This is a genomic window from Fusibacter sp. JL298sf-3, from assembly GCF_053842995.1.
This window is the reverse complement of record NZ_CM132608.1, coordinates 2,524,736-2,539,273: the sequence shown is the minus strand read 5'-3', so window position 1 is coordinate 2,539,273 and position 14,538 is coordinate 2,524,736. Positions and strand designations below refer to the sequence as shown.

Sequence of the window (14,538 nt, the reverse complement as noted above, 5' to 3'; positions counted from 1 at the left end):
GGTAGGATCCCCTGCTGTTTTTTTACGCCCTCAATTTGCCGGCGTATATAAAGGAAAGTCTCATCAAATCAGCTCTCAAATAGCAAAAGAAGTGCCACAAGGTAATCCAGACACTTTTAGCCCACCTGGTTCATCACCCCCTCCATTAATTGTTTAAGCAGCGCTTTTTCTATGGTTATACCACTGGCGTCACTTGTCAGACGTCCCAAACGCCCCTCGACAGATCTGAATCTCCATATACGCCGGTTGCTTTTCAAAGTGCACGTCAAACAACTCCATATACACCACCACTGTGCCCGCCGGATACACCACTGCTTCTGCCCGTTTTTGAAGCTCTTCTATGGCCGCACCCTTTAAGAGCTCGCAATCGCAATCCCCTGCCGGTAAAGTCATCACAGCGGGATCATCGCCTTCTACTTCGACACAGACCGCGGTCTCAACCCCCGCCTCTGTGAAGCACTGCATATACCCTTGGTTGTAAAGCATCACCAACCCGAGCGCTTTGGCTTTAAAGTAGAGTGCCGTTGTGGCTTCTGCATAGCGGTAAGCATCGTCCCACGCCCCGTCGTACGGCGCCACTAGAAACCCTCGTTTTTCAAAAATGCGCACATAGGGCCCCTGTCGGTCTCTTATTTGGTTAAAATCCGCCATGTTGCGCGAAAAAGACGCCATTTTTGCCGAAACTTCCTGAATCGCCGCAATCTTAGCCGCCGCTATGCGCTGTCCTTCTTCTATAAGGGCTTTTAAATCCACCGTGTGCGCGTCGACGCGATACGTCTGAAAGGTTTTCAACGGTATGTCCAGTTCCAAACAGACGAAAATCATATCGAGTGTCGCCAACTGCTCGACAGCGTAATACCTGTAACGCGTTTCCGGATCGACATAGGCCGGTTTAAGGACGCCAATCCGGTCGTAATACCTCAGTGATTTTACACCGACGCCTTTGAGTTTTGCCACTTCTCCAATGGACAAATATTTTTTCATCTTTTCCTCAACTCCTATTGACTCTCCCATTATAGGATAGTTTATACTCAATTCTATCAAACACAACACAATCCGTAAAGAAATGAGGTTTTATTATGTCCAAGCATCAAAAATTTGTCCGGTCTGTCGTGCCCGCCATTGGCGCCACGCTGGTTACCGCTCTATACATTGTCGTAGACGGCATTTTTATCGGCAGGGGCATCGGCGCATCGGCGCTGGCGGCAGTCAACCTTTCAGTGCCGTTTATCACCCTTCTCACAGCGGTGGCGATGATGGTCACCATGGGCGGTGCTACCATAACGGCCATTCGCCTAGGCGGCGGTGACGTCGAAGGTGCCAATCGCGCATTTGCGCTGAGTCTAAAAGCAGTTGGCGCCTTTGCACTGGCTGTCGCCGCTCTCGGTCTCCTGTTTCCAAACGCCATTGCAACGGCACTTGGCGCCAGCCCTCAACTCGTCGAAGCTACTGCCACCTATCTGAAATACTATGTGCTGTTCGGCGTATTCTTTTGCTGTGCAGCCGCTTTGGCGGCCTTTGTCAGAAACGATGGAAACCCGCGCCTCGCTTTTTGGGGTATGATGGCCGGCGCCTTTGCCAATGTCTTTCTAGACTGGCTCTTTATCTTCCCGCTTCAACTGGGCATCGCAGGTGCCGCTGTGGCTTCCGGTCTCGGTCAAGTGCTCGCCTGTGGCATTCTTTTGACCCATTTTATCCGGCGCCAAGGTGTCTTGAGGCTCGCTAAAACGGATCGCGAACCCGGCTTGTTAAAAGAGGTTCTCCACAGGGGACTTCCGGAGTTTATCACACAAATGGGCCCCTCTATCACCATCTTCTGTTACAACATCGTGGTCATTGAAATCTTCGGCGATATGGGCGTTGCCGCATTTTCAGTTGTCGGTTATCTGATTACGCTGACCCTTGCAATCTTTGTGGGCGTTTCACAGGGGATTCAGCCACTCATCGGCCAAAGCTATGGTGCCGGTGCACACGAAGATGTCCGTTGGTATTTTAAGACGGGGCTATTTGTAAACGTCGCTTTATCACTTGCCGTAAACCTCGTGATGGTCGTCTTCGGCAAAGCCATTATCGGGCTGTTCAACAATCAGCCTACTCTTGTTGCCATCGCCTACGACGGCATGATGCTCTATGGACTTTCGTTTTTGTTTGCAGCGGTGAATATCGTCTACACGACGTATTACCTCGCTGTGAAACAGACAGGGCGCGCCATGCAAATCGCCGTTTTGAGAAGCTTTGTGTTGAACGCGTTGTTCATTTTCGCCGTGCCTGCGCTCTGGGGACCGAGAGCGGTCTGGCTGGGCATTGTCATCGCCGAGGCTGCCGTAATGGGCGTCTGCTGTCTTCAAAGCTCCAATCGCCTGCCCGTCACTGGTTAAAAGGGACGGTTCTTTTGTGCCGCTTCACAAGCGCTCCACGTCCTCAGCGCCGTGAAATCCCCACTTTCCCCGGCACCTCCCACCAGCTGGTGCCACTTACATGCCCCCTTGGCGCCACCTCCGGACGCTTCACAGGCTATGGTGCCGCCGGACGACCTCAAGGCGCTGTTTCACTGGCGTGCACGCCTATGCGACTCTTTTAATTATGGTAAATATTAGTGGATTCTGGCACAAAAGAACCGTCCCCCTTGGTTCTTTTGTGCCGTTTCACCTGCCCTCAGCGCCGTGAAATCCCCACTTTCCCCGGCACCTCCCACCAGCAGGTGCCATTAACACGCCTCCTTGGCGGCACCTCCGGACGCTTCACAGGCTATGGTGCCGCCGGACGACCTCAAGGCGCTGTTTCACTGGCGTGCACGCCTATGCGACTCTTTTAATTATGGTAAATATTAGTGGGTTCTGGCACAAAAGAACCGTCCCCAAAAGATAAAAAATGCAGTTCTCTCACGAGAACTGCATTTCCTTGTCCTTTATTGCCTCTTGCCGCCGATTATGTTGTTTTCACCACGACGAGCACATCGCGGTTAACCGCTTGCTCGACCCAGTGTTCAAAACTGTCGTAAGGCGGCGCGTTCAAAACCTTAAACCCTGCGCCTTCAAACACGTCAGCCAGCGCGGCGCGCTCGATGTGGTACGTGTTGTACGCAATAGCACCGGCACCGCCCGTCTTCAGCATCTTGTACCATTCGCGAGCGGCACTCTTCAAAAGCTTCACCATGTCGAACACCTTGTTGTCCGATGTGCCGGCGTGTTGTACACCGTAGGGCAAGTCCGTGACAAACACGTGAAACTGACCCTTCTTATAGAACTGATTTACTTCCCGCGTGTCGCCGTAGGCGAACTGCAGCGTGCGAATGTCCTGTGCCTTGTAATGTTCCTTCGTGTCCGCCGTCTTAAACGTGTACTTCAGACCGTTTTTCATATGCGGTGTGTGTATGGTCTGATGCGCGTCCTCGTGTTTGTACATATGGTACTTTAAATACCGCTTCAAAAACTTCTGCATCTCCAAAATCGCGTTTTTATCCACGTCGATGCCCGCGGCATTGTAGCCGTGAATCAAACTCCTGTACAACGTCGTTCCCTTGCCGCACATGGGATCCAGTACCCAGAGGGGCGTATTGAACTGATGGGCGAACCGACTCGAAAACACCGCCAAATTAACAAGCGCCTGAGTAAAGTCCTCGTTGGTCTTGCCGCTGTATTTTAAAATGCCCGCGAGATCGTCCTTAAAATACGTCGCCTTGTCGGCGTTTAACGGCACGAGAGCCTCCGTTTCTACCTTAAACAACACATAGCCTGAAGACACGCGGTACAGCGCCTGTTTCACCACATCGTCCAGCGCATTCTCCAGTTCAAAACAAAACAGTTCCACACCGCCGATTGTGCGGTAGCCCAGCACCGTGTGCGGGACCTTAAGTGCCGTGAGCACCACGCGCACCTCTTTTTCCAAAATTACCTTAGACGATTCAAAATACCGACTATTGGCATGTGGAACCCTTAACAAGCCAAATTGCATGTATGCCTCCCAATCTACTTTTCTTTCACAATAAACGTCGGAAGCGTGTAGCCGCTGTGAAGACCTGAGATAATCGCATTGAGACCTGCCCTCACATAGACGCCCGACAGTTTTTCATTGTAGGTGAACAGCCCCGTAATCGTACGGAAAAGATGCCGTTCAAAACCACTTGTTTCATTATAAAGCACATTGGGCTGAAGGGAAAGTGGGCAATAGCGCTGAACGATAAAATCTTCTGCACTTTTTTCTCGAATGAGTTCGGCCCATTCGGCCTCCGTGTAGTCCGAACCGGCACAGACCCCTTTAGACGCGTAGTAATCCACCGGCTTGATGATATAGGCGTCTTTGTCGACAACGTAATCCGGCGCATTGGTTAAGCGCTTGGTCATCGGGATGTGAGCGTCGATAAAGGCAATTTGAGCCGCCGAGAGGTATTGTCTGAACTCGGGGCGGTAAAGCACCTCGAAAAACCGCTTGGTGTGGACGATTTGCGTTTTAACAGAGCCGATGACACAAGTTTCCCCTGCGCGCAGCCCCTCGACAAATCCCGGGATTTCATCGTAGCGGTCCATGAGGTCTTTGGTGACGAGGCGTCTGTACACCACGTCGATGACCTGTCCGTCCTTGACCATCTTCCCGTCTTCGCAGACGATGTCCCTCGGATCGACGATGTCACATCGATACCCTTCGGCTATAAAAGCGGCCTTAAAGACTTCAAACTCAATAGGACTCGACTTGTCGACAAAGTCTACAATGGCGACATTGGTATCCTTTCGCGCCTTTTCAAAGCCCCTGTTGGCCTGATAGCTCTTGTAAATCTCCGAAACGCTGTGTACCCAACTGTGGAAGAGTTCGTGGGTTTCAAATTGGTAGCGGTCGCCAAAGCTTTTTAAGAGCGCCGTTTGCTCGAAGACTTTTGCCAGTTCGTATTGTTCGTTCATGGCTGAGGCGCCGTCTGCGTTGAGTTCACAGAATCTAAAGTCGCCGTCGCCGTAGTAGAAGATGTCAAAGCGGCCCATTGGCACGTGGGCATCGTACTGATGCGGCACACGGATGAGGGCGTCGAGTTTTTCGTCGAAATCGAACAGCGCTCGAACATCGGGTTTTTCAAGGTAGAGGTCGATGGTGCGGCGCACCACGTCCATCATGCCGCCAAGTGCCTGTTTGAAGGTCTGTTCATCGCGTTCGGTGTAGACCATGGGCACGTAGAGGGTCGGCACAGGCGCCCCTTTGTAAATGGCTTTTGAATGTGCCACGCCGTCGATCATCTGGCGGTAATCCGACACATGTGCCTCTGGGTGTGCCACGACGGTTTCAATCATTTTTTCCCGCACGCCGACGAGCGAGGTGACGTCAATGGCCTTGAGAAATTCGGCTGTACCGCCACTGTAAACTTTTTTAAGCCATCCCGCGACGCTGCCGTGGGTTTTGACGATTTCTAAAAATGGCATCCAGTACGCGCGGCTCTCGGGTTTGATCGACTCCTGAACTGTCTCCAGTACCCATTTTTTAAGGGTTCTGAAGCGCTCGTCCACTTGAACCGGCATCTGCGTCAAGCCAATGTTCTGCGCTTTGACCCAGTCGTCGCCCACTTCTAGCGACAGGGCATATGCCGCGTCAAGCACGTCGTCTTGGTAGAACAGCGTCTCCACTGCGGCCACAACGGCCATATTGTACGGGAACGGCATGGCATCCGCCATGCGGATTTCAATGTACTTTTTAAGGCGCGCATCGGGGAACACCATGCTCTGGAGGTGCTCTTGTTCATCGTTGTTAAAGGTCTCGCGCGTTAAAATGGTCTCCAGTGTGTCGTCTGCTGTATAATAGTAGGTATCGCCTTTTTTTATGAGAATCGGCGCCACGCCGAGGAGGTACTCGGCGTAGTCGGCAAAGCCAAAGCGCTTGTCCAGCACACCGGGCACAAGTTTGGATCTCGGCAAATCGGTCTCCTGCCAAATGGCCACACGGGCATTGGCTTTTTCGTAGAGCGCCCCTTCAAATACCGGCGTCGCATCGAACAGCGCCGAGAGCACCGGCGCCAAGAAATGCGCCACTCTGAACTTTTTAATAAAGTCTTCTTCGCTGGTGAAGTCTATGGAGACCTGCGTCGCCGCAGACCCCTTCATCATGTTGTGGCATTTTGCCCCATGGGTTTTAAAGTAGTCGTACATCATCTGATAGCGCTTTTTGGGGAGCAGCGGCAGTTCCGCTATGGTCGTCTTCGGGTGATACCCCACTGAGACAAGCGCTTGGTTCGGCTGTAACACACAGTGGACGTCGGTTAAAACGTCTCTGTACACGCGCGCCACGTCGGCCACGCTTTTGAGAGGCTTCAGGCTGAATTCAAATTGACCGCCCGGCTCAAACGTAATGGTCGTCCCGTCTTTTACAATGCCGAGGGGATAGCCTTCCTCTTCGAGGAACAGCGTCCACCCGCGCTTCATCAATTTTTCCACCACGTCTTTCTGACCGTCTTTTTCGTAATAAGAATAGCTTCTCAAGGTGTCTTTGTCCACGAGCAAATGCTCCATTTCGACACCGAGTTTGTCGGCTTTTGCCTGACAACTGTTTTTAAAGTACGTCACCTGATTTTCAATATAAGATGCATTTGTCATATTTCTTCCTCTCTACTCGAATCTTTCGTCTATCTAAATAGTATAAACACTTTTACCCCTACGCGCAAGTAGGCACAAAAAAAGCCCTTAGGGTCTAAAAGTATACCCCAAAAGCTATAAAATCATCACTTTCTACGCCACTTCTGCGTCAATGCCCTTAATTAAATTTTCCAGATGGGTGGTGCTCACAGCGAGAAAATCGGGGTTGGCGCTCACCTTCGCCTGTGGCGATAGGATGCTCCATCCCACGAGAATGGCGGTCACGCCCGCTGTGCGCGCCGCAGTCATATCGCTCGCCGTGTCGCCGATGTACACCGCGTCCTCAGAGAGCGTTCCGGTGGTGCCGAGGACTTTCAGCAGACCTTCGGCTGAGGGCTTTGTCTCCGTCACATCTTCTCGCGTGATAACGGCGTCGAATACGCCTTCTAGTCCCAGATGCGACAGCCCCATGTACAGGGCCTGCCTGCCGTTGTTCGTCACAATGGCGAGGGTGTACCCCTCGGTCTTCAGCCGCTTAATCAGGCGAAGCATTCCGGGAAACGGGCTGACTTTTTCATTGTGATTGTGCGCGTACCAGATGCGAAACTGTTCGGTCATCACCGTCGCTTTTTCTTCTGATATATAAGCCATTTGGGTTTCCAGCGGTCGCCCTGTGAGCATTTGGATTTCTTCACGCGTCAATCGGTAGCCCCTGTAGCGGTACGCAAAATAGTTGAGGCCGTCTTCTATCAAGGTATTCGTGTTGATAATCGTACCGTCAAAATCAAAAATAACCGTCTGTACCATTAGGTCACCTCCTAGTGCCTATAGCATACAGACGGTTTATTAACAGCGCATCTGTTTTTCTTTAAAGCTTCGTTAGGTCTTTATTACGGCGCCACGCGAATGGCGATGTACGCTTCGTAATAGCCCAGTCTCAAATCGCCCTGTGTGCCGATTTCGCCGTTTAAGTCGGTGAAGTAGAACGTCAACACCAAGTTGCCTTTTCTATACGGCACGGTTTTTTCAAGGGGCTCTTCCGGCGCGGCTTTCACCTCTTGTGCCAGCGCTTCAAAGTCGATGTGCGCTTTTTCCGCCCCATCCTGTGTCAGCACGACGACGCTTTCATCCGGTTTAAAGGCAAAGGCGTAACCGTCTTCCAATGCCAGCGTCATCTCCCGTTCGTAGGCGCGCACGTGCATCAGGTAGTCGGCCGAACGGACGTCGATGAGTTTGTCCCGGTTTTGAAGCGCCTCTACATTAAAGTACGTCCAGTCGCGGCCCCAGCCCTTGAAGAATTCGAACCCAAACAGTTCCGGCGCCTTTTCATAGGTGAAATCGTCCGGCAACACATCAATGCGGTCGGCGCCGTATGCGTCCACGAGATAGGACACTTGCCGCTCTATGGCGTATTTTTCATCGACAGTGAGGGCGCCGTTCGGCACGAGGCCGCCGCTCTCCGTCCACAGGCCGTAGTCTTCGAGCATGGTTTCAAGGCGCGCCTCTTGGCTGCGAAGCGATACGCGATACGCTGAAAGCGGTCCAAAGAGCCCGATGAGCACAATCGGTATACTCAAGGCGACGCAGAGGACGCCAATGTCTTTTTTGCTCAGTTGCATGAGGAGTAAGACCAGCGTCGTGTAGACGCCGAGGAGGAACCCGAAGGTGCGCGGTACTGTGAACCCGTAAGTCCCCACTCGAATGGCCATGGCGCTGAAAAACATCGCCACCGGAATAATCAGTGCAAAGCTGTAGGTTTTGCTAAACCTGCGCACCCACGCACTGGTATGCGCGTGATTTTTAATAAAGAACAGCGTCACCATGCTGACCACGGCGTACCAGAGCACGAGGTGTCCCACGACGCCTTGAGGCATCTGTCGGTCGAGGAGCACTTTGATAAAGTACGCGTGCAAAATCACCGCGTATACCACTAAAATCGGCATGACGATGTGCGTCAACAACTTTTTAAACAGCGTGCTGTCGTCTGCCGGTGTAAAAAACGTCGAGCGGTCGGGGATGACGCCGATAAAGTACACCACGGCGAAAGTGCCGAAGATGATTTTAAACGCGTCAAAATACAGTTCGCCGTCGATGTTCACTTCAAAGAGGACGTCGATACTGCCGATAATCCCCGCGATGCCGAGGTATAGAAAACCACTGAACATCAGCGTTTCGGCGACACCTGCCAAAAGTTGAAACACGTAGTGCGACAACCCCTCTTTTTTAGGAAAATACGGCACCAAGGTGAACAGTATCGCGGTGATTATCATAAGTCCCGCATACTGAAGCCAATAAAATTCCGTGAGTTTGGCGGGATACACAAAGACCGTTGCGATCACTGCCGCCCCAGCGAGATACAGCGCTTTTTTCCTCGGCTGAAATGCCGCGCGCTCGGCGTAGACCAAGACGAAGAGCGTCATGGGAATCAGCAGCCAGCCAATGGCCACCAACCTGCCGATGATCTCGTGAGCAGAAGCGTCTGACGGCACACGTGGCATCACCAACATGAGTACTGTCGTCGCCAGCGCCACAAAGACCGTCTGTGGAAACCGCCGACCGGCGTGTACCAATTTATCTCGGATGGCACCAAACAATTTCTTCATTAGAATCCCTCCCTTTTTCTTAAGTATACACACTTTTCGCGGGTTTTTAAACCCGATAAAATTTTCTCTTTTATAAGTGAATGAATGCATTAGAATTTGGTATATATGTTAGTGCAGTTTACTGACGTAATTTAACGAGGAAGGGGCACACACATGGCAGCAGACGATTTAATGTTTCTACTTGACGACGCACTTATTGATACCGACAACTCCATAAATGAAGGCCCTTGGAAAGTCCTAATCGTCGACGACGACGGCGAAGTCCACACCATAACGCGATTGGTGCTATCGGACTTTGAGTTCGCCGGCAGAGGGCTTATGTTCCTCAGCGCCTACAACGGTCACGAGGCGATAGAACAGCTGAGAGAACACCCCGACACGGCACTGGTCTTTCTCGACGTGGTCATGGAAGAAGACGACAGCGGCCTAAAAGTGGTGCAAGCCATTCGCGAATCGCTGAACAACCAGTTTGTCCGCATCGTTCTGCGCACAGGCCAGCCCGGACAGGCGCCGGAGCGCTACGTCATCGACCACTACGACATCAACGACTACAAGGAGAAAACCGAGCTCACGTCGAACAAACTCTACACCACGACCATGGCCTCATTGCGCTCCTACAGAGATCTGATGAAAATCGATAACAACCGCAAGGGGCTCGAGCGCATTATCGAGTCTTCCAACACCCTCGGACAGTTTAACTCTTTAAACGACTTTATCGAAGGGGTGCTGATGCAACTCACCGGCATCCTCGAATTTTCACATAACGCCCTCTACGCAGGGCTCCCCAGTCTCGCCGCCTGCAGACTGCAAACCCATTTTGAAGTGCTCTCCGCCACAGGCAAATACGCCCCCTACCTCCATCGAGACGTCCTCTCCATTGAAGACGACAAGGCACAGGCGTACATCCGGCAGGTGATCACCGACAAGAGCAACTGTTACGGCGACGGTTACATCGCCCTCTATTTCCATACCGACACCGGTTCTGAACACGTGCTGTACATGGAGGGCAACCACCCACTGGACCTCTTTGACATCGAACTGATTGAGCTCTTTATCACCAATGTCGCCGTGGCTTATGACAACCTCTATTTGAGACAGGAGAGCGAAGAGACGCAAAGGGAGATCATCTTTGGTCTCGGCGAGCTCACAGAAGCCCGTTCAAAAGAAGTGGGAAAGCACGTCAAGCGCATGGCGGAGTACACGCGGCTTTTGGCGCGCCTTTTAAAAGTCCCCGAACCCGAGTGCGAAGTCATGTACATCGCCTCCACTATGCACGATGTGGGAAAGCTCGCCATTCCCGATGCGATACTGAACAAGCCGGGCAAACTCACCCCGGCTGAGTTCGAGGTCATCAAAACCCACACCACTGCCGGCTATGAGATGCTGAGAAAGTCCACGCGTCCCGTTATGCAGATGGCCGCCACGATGGCGCTGCAGCATCACGAACGGTACGACGGCACGGGCTACCCGCAGGGGCTCTCAGGTGAAAACATCCACATCGCCGGTCGCATCACGGCGGTGGCCGATGTGTTCGATGCCCTCGGTACCGACCGCGTCTACAAGGCCGCATGGCCTATTGATAAGATTCTCGACTACATGCGCGCCGGAAGCGGCACCCATTTCGATCCGGTCCTCATCGACTTGCTCTTTAAAAACCTCGACGCTTTTCTCGACATCAGAACCCAATTCAGCGATTAGAGATGACAAAAAAGCGCTTTTCCGCTACAATATAGACGTAGAAAGGATGGCGCAATGCGTCAACACGGTGTTTTATGAAAGCTTTTATTTTAATGGTGTCTTTTTTCACGCGCTTGCCGGTGGGCACGCTTGTGACGTATACAGATGAACGGTACAAAAAGAGTATTTTGTTTTTCCCTCTGGTGGGGCTGATCATTGGGGGGATCATTTTTCTGCCCAGTTTGCTGATGGGATTTGCATCGCCTCTGACGGCGTTTCTGACGATTCTCGTCTACTTGTGGATTTCAGGCGGCATTCACCTCGACGGCCTCGCCGACAGCGCCGACGGCCTTCTCAGCGGCAGACCCAAGGCGCGCATACTTGAGATTATGAAGGATTCACGCATCGGCTCTTTTGGAGTCATTGCACTGATTCTCTACTTTATGGCGTTTTTTATCGCCGCTCTGGACGCACCCCCACTCTACCTGATTTGGATGCCTGTGGTGGGCAAGACGCTGGGGTTCTGCTTTGCGGGGTTCAGCCCCTACGCCCGTCCCGACCAAGGTATGGGGTATGTGTTTATCACGGAAATCACCCGCGCTAAATCGTGTGTGTACGCCCTCGGCCTCTTTGGCCTCACATTTTTCCTCTTCGGCCTAACGGGCATCGGCGCACTGCTTCTCGCCACCGGCGTCGGCGCGCTGCTCACACTGGACGCTCACAAAAAAATCGGCGGCATGACCGGCGACACCGTAGGGCTGGTTATCGAAGTGACCCAAATGGCTTTTTTGCTGGCGGCTTCAGCACTTTAATCTCTGGGAGGAGGACGGTTTATGGTTTACTTAGCACTTATCATTGCAGCGGCTTTTTTCTTGATTCTCGTCGCCATGAACAACTGGCACCGAGAAAAAGCACTTGAAGAAATTGAAAACGACCCACTACTCGACGACAAAGAAAAGCGCTTGCTCACTTATCAGCACCGACAGGCGAAGCTTCAAAACGAGCTGAGGCAACAGGGAATCGTCTACCTTTGCATCGTCGCCATTATTCTCGCGGCCTTTGTACAGTCCCGCATCGGGTAGCCAGACAGGCGCTCTCCAAAAGGAGGGCGCTTTTTTAATGCGGCCTGCCATTAAAAATCCCGTTTTATGACAAAAGGTTCTATTGTCATTTCCCTCGACATCTATTAATATATAATGGTAATCATTTTCACTTAATGAAAGGGGTTTCTCTTATGAACACAACTGCCCTCAAGAAGCAGCAAGTTATAGATGAACAGGTACACCACATTATGAAAAATTTCTACTACCTTACCGATGTCCCCGTGTGTTTTTTTGACGCCGCCGATGCCATTGTCGGGGCGTTTCCCCACGGTCACTTTCTCACAGACGGCGCCGCTGTGCCGGTGATGCTGGAACTGGTACGGTCCCTCGAACGGTTTAAAACAGGCCAATGCTGTATGAAGACGCAGACGTCCACCGTAACGCTGGGCCGCGCGTTTCAATTTACCCTCTCCCCGATTTACGAAGAGCAGGTATACGTCGGCGCCTTTGTATCGGGCCCTACGACGACGATGAACTTGCCGCTGGTTCAATGTGACACTTATGCGTACCTGATACCGCACACGGTGTACAAGCCCGCGCCAAAAGACCTCTACACCGCCAATTTGATTCACACGCTTGTGGAAAACGCGGTGCTGAACTTCGCCAGCTCCCCCACTTTTGTGGACAGTTTGTCGGATATGGGGTTAATTGTCTCGACACACGCCCACCTCGCACTCATTGCCGATCTCGTCCTGCACGCCGAAAAGCAAGAAGCCCTCGCTCTCTACAACGCGTACGTGCTCCTCAAAGACGAGGCCTTCTTCTTAAAACAGCGCCTTTTGACCCTCGAGACGCTTATCAGCAGCAAACTCTACGACGACAACGGCGCCGATAAGATTCTCGTCGCCAAGAACCACTTCTACGTCCAGTTGATGAAGGCGACGAGCTACAATTGTCTCGCTAAAATCGGCGAAAAGATTCTCAAGGTCTACTCGGAATACCAACACCTCAAGGTGCTAGAGGGTAAGTCGGCGCCAATACGCAAAGCGATTTTGTACATTAAGGAACATTTCAAACACCCTCTAACACTCGCCGATGTGGCCGACTACGCCAAGTTGTCCAGCGGCTACCTCTCCAACCTGTTCAGCAGTGAAATGGACATGACCCTCACCGATTACATTCGTCGTACGCGCATCCACTACAGCAAGCGCCTCTTGGCGTACACGACGCTGTCCATTCACGACATCTCCAAAGACGCCGGCTTCGACAACCAGCACTATTTTTCGACGGTGTTTAAGACCATTACCGGAACGACGCCTAAGGCCTACCGCTTGGAGCACACACGGGGGTAAGCCCTCGTCTTCACATGAAAAAAGCCGCTCTTCCGAGCGGCCAATAACTTTATGGTCTGGTGTACACACCTGAGATGCCGTAGCCATAGGAGGTGTTGCCGTACAGCGTGTCGACGTCGCCTGAGGCATTTAAAGTGAATGCCAATTGCTCGTCGACGGTTTCACCATCTCCGTAAGAGAGGTTGATGAGGTATGGCGTCTTCCCGTTGACTTTAGGAAACTTGTAGACGCTTTTAATGCCGCCACCTGCATAGGCGCCACCCTCTGTTGCCGAGATGTCCATTAATACGCTGTCGTCTCTGAACCGCGGCATAAAGTTCATGACATTTTGGTAGAAGCCGCTTTCGTAAAACGCGAATCCGATGCCGTAAAAGTTCGGAAGAGTCACTTCGACTGCGTCATTTGCCACTTTAACGGCTTTGTCGCCGTCTTTAAAATACGTGTCGATAAAGGCTTTCGACGCCTCGTCGATTTTGATGGCTTCTTTTACATACGCTTTTTTATCTTCCGGAATGTCTTTTTCCAAATATTTGGCGTAGTTGCCGCTGATGTAGCGTACGGTTACTTCTTCTGCTGCTTTTGAAACGGGTTCAGAAGCTGTCTCCCTCTCCACAAAGCGCCCTGCTTTGTCCTTTGTGGCAACAAACAACTCTACGGCATCCTCTGAAAGATCGAGCACTTCTACAAGCGTTTTTTCACTGCCTACCGGCTTACTCGCAAGACCCTGTACCATGACGTCGAATACTTCACCTCTGGTGACGTTTTTGCTGTCTGAATACGGCCCTAAAAGTCGGATACCCGTCAGTTCTTCCACGGCGTCTTCTGCCGTTTTGTAGTCGATGGCGCTGGTGTCATACCCTAGGACTCTCGCCATAAAAAGCGCCAGTTGCTTTCGCGTTATCGGTTGCTTGGCTCCAAATGTCCCTTCACCCACACCTGTGGTAACGCCTTCTGCAAAGGCTTTTTCTACGGCGGTATACGCCCAGTGCGTCTTTGGAACGTCTGTAAATGTCGGTTCTTCCGGCAGCGTCACGTCTGCTTCTGCGACGGTCAGTCTGTCCAGTATAACCATCATTTGAGCTCGCGTCAGGGTCTTGTCCTCTTCAAGGCCTTTGTCTGTCCCCCCAATAAGTTTCATGTCGTGAAGCAGTGTGCCGTATGTAGGCACTTCTGCTGCATAGGTCGGCATCGCCCAAGATGCGGCCAATACAGAAGATGCCAATACTAAGCTGGTAATTTTTTTCATTATTTCCCCTCCAGTATACTTGTATTTTAATACCTATTTATGGTAACATCTCTATTTTATTCTGTCAAA

11 protein-coding genes are annotated in these 14,538 nt (G+C 51.9%); 5 read left to right on the top strand and 6 right to left on the bottom strand.

Going from position 1 to position 14,538, the window contains the following annotated elements; genetic code table 11:
• Nucleotides 1-189 precede the first annotated feature (189 nt).
• Nucleotides 190-984: a MerR family transcriptional regulator gene (locus tag ACR6HW_RS11970; protein ID WP_455727959.1), complete on the bottom strand. Its 795-nt coding sequence runs from the start codon at nt 982-984 to the stop codon at nt 190-192.
• 95 nt (nt 985-1,079) lie between these two features.
• On the opposite strand from ACR6HW_RS11970, the gene ACR6HW_RS11965 reads away from it, so the two are divergent.
• Nucleotides 1,080-2,378: an MATE family efflux transporter gene (locus ACR6HW_RS11965; protein ID WP_455727958.1), complete on the top strand. Its 1,299-nt coding sequence runs from the start codon at nt 1,080-1,082 to the stop codon at nt 2,376-2,378.
• 550 nt (nt 2,379-2,928) lie between these two features.
• Here the strand turns inward: ACR6HW_RS11965 and ACR6HW_RS11960 are convergent.
• The 4 genes from ACR6HW_RS11960 to ACR6HW_RS11945 all read right to left on the bottom strand — a co-directional run bounded on the left by ACR6HW_RS11960 (nt 2,929) and on the right by ACR6HW_RS11945 (nt 9,151).
• Nucleotides 2,929-3,954, bottom strand: a complete 1,026-nt coding sequence (locus ACR6HW_RS11960; RefSeq protein WP_455727957.1) for a TRM11 family SAM-dependent methyltransferase — start codon at nt 3,952-3,954, stop codon at nt 2,929-2,931.
• A 14-nt stretch (nt 3,955-3,968) separates the two neighbouring features.
• The gene (locus ACR6HW_RS11955) at nt 3,969-6,569 is read right to left on the bottom strand and encodes a glutamate-cysteine ligase family protein (RefSeq protein ID WP_455727956.1); all 2,601 of its coding nucleotides are present in this window, start codon (nt 6,567-6,569) and stop codon (nt 3,969-3,971) included.
• 132 nt (nt 6,570-6,701) lie between these two features.
• Entirely contained in the window at nt 6,702-7,355 is a 654-nt protein-coding gene (locus ACR6HW_RS11950) for an HAD family hydrolase (RefSeq protein WP_455727955.1), read from the bottom strand.
• Nucleotides 7,356-7,438: 83 nt separating this feature from the next.
• On the bottom strand, nt 7,439-9,151 hold the full coding sequence (locus tag ACR6HW_RS11945) for a DUF4153 domain-containing protein (RefSeq protein WP_455727954.1): 1,713 nt from the start codon (nt 9,149-9,151) through the stop codon (nt 7,439-7,441).
• 153 nt (nt 9,152-9,304) lie between these two features.
• Here ACR6HW_RS11945 and ACR6HW_RS11940 point away from each other — a divergent pair, with 153 nt between their 5' ends.
• From ACR6HW_RS11940 to ACR6HW_RS11925, 4 genes are all read left to right on the top strand, one after another.
• The gene (locus ACR6HW_RS11940; RefSeq protein WP_455727953.1) at nt 9,305-10,849 is read left to right on the top strand and encodes a DUF3369 domain-containing protein; all 1,545 of its coding nucleotides are present in this window, start codon (nt 9,305-9,307) and stop codon (nt 10,847-10,849) included.
• 74 nt (nt 10,850-10,923) lie between these two features.
• Nucleotides 10,924-11,640, top strand: coding sequence for an adenosylcobinamide-GDP ribazoletransferase (gene cobS, locus ACR6HW_RS11935; protein ID WP_455727952.1), 717 nt, complete (start codon nt 10,924-10,926; stop codon nt 11,638-11,640).
• 21 nt (nt 11,641-11,661) lie between these two features.
• Nucleotides 11,662-11,910 (top strand): hypothetical protein, encoded by a 249-nt coding sequence (locus ACR6HW_RS11930; protein ID WP_455727951.1) that lies wholly within the window; start codon nt 11,662-11,664, stop codon nt 11,908-11,910.
• A gap of 152 nt (nt 11,911-12,062) precedes the next feature.
• A complete protein-coding gene (locus tag ACR6HW_RS11925) occupies nt 12,063-13,223 on the top strand; it encodes a helix-turn-helix transcriptional regulator (protein WP_455727950.1) in 1,161 nt (386 codons plus the stop codon).
• A 49-nt stretch (nt 13,224-13,272) separates the two neighbouring features.
• On the opposite strand, the gene ACR6HW_RS11920 is transcribed toward ACR6HW_RS11925, so the two are convergent.
• Nucleotides 13,273-14,469, bottom strand: a complete 1,197-nt coding sequence (locus tag ACR6HW_RS11920) for an S-layer homology domain-containing protein (protein ID WP_455727949.1) — start codon at nt 14,467-14,469, stop codon at nt 13,273-13,275.
• Nucleotides 14,470-14,538 lie beyond the last annotated feature (69 nt).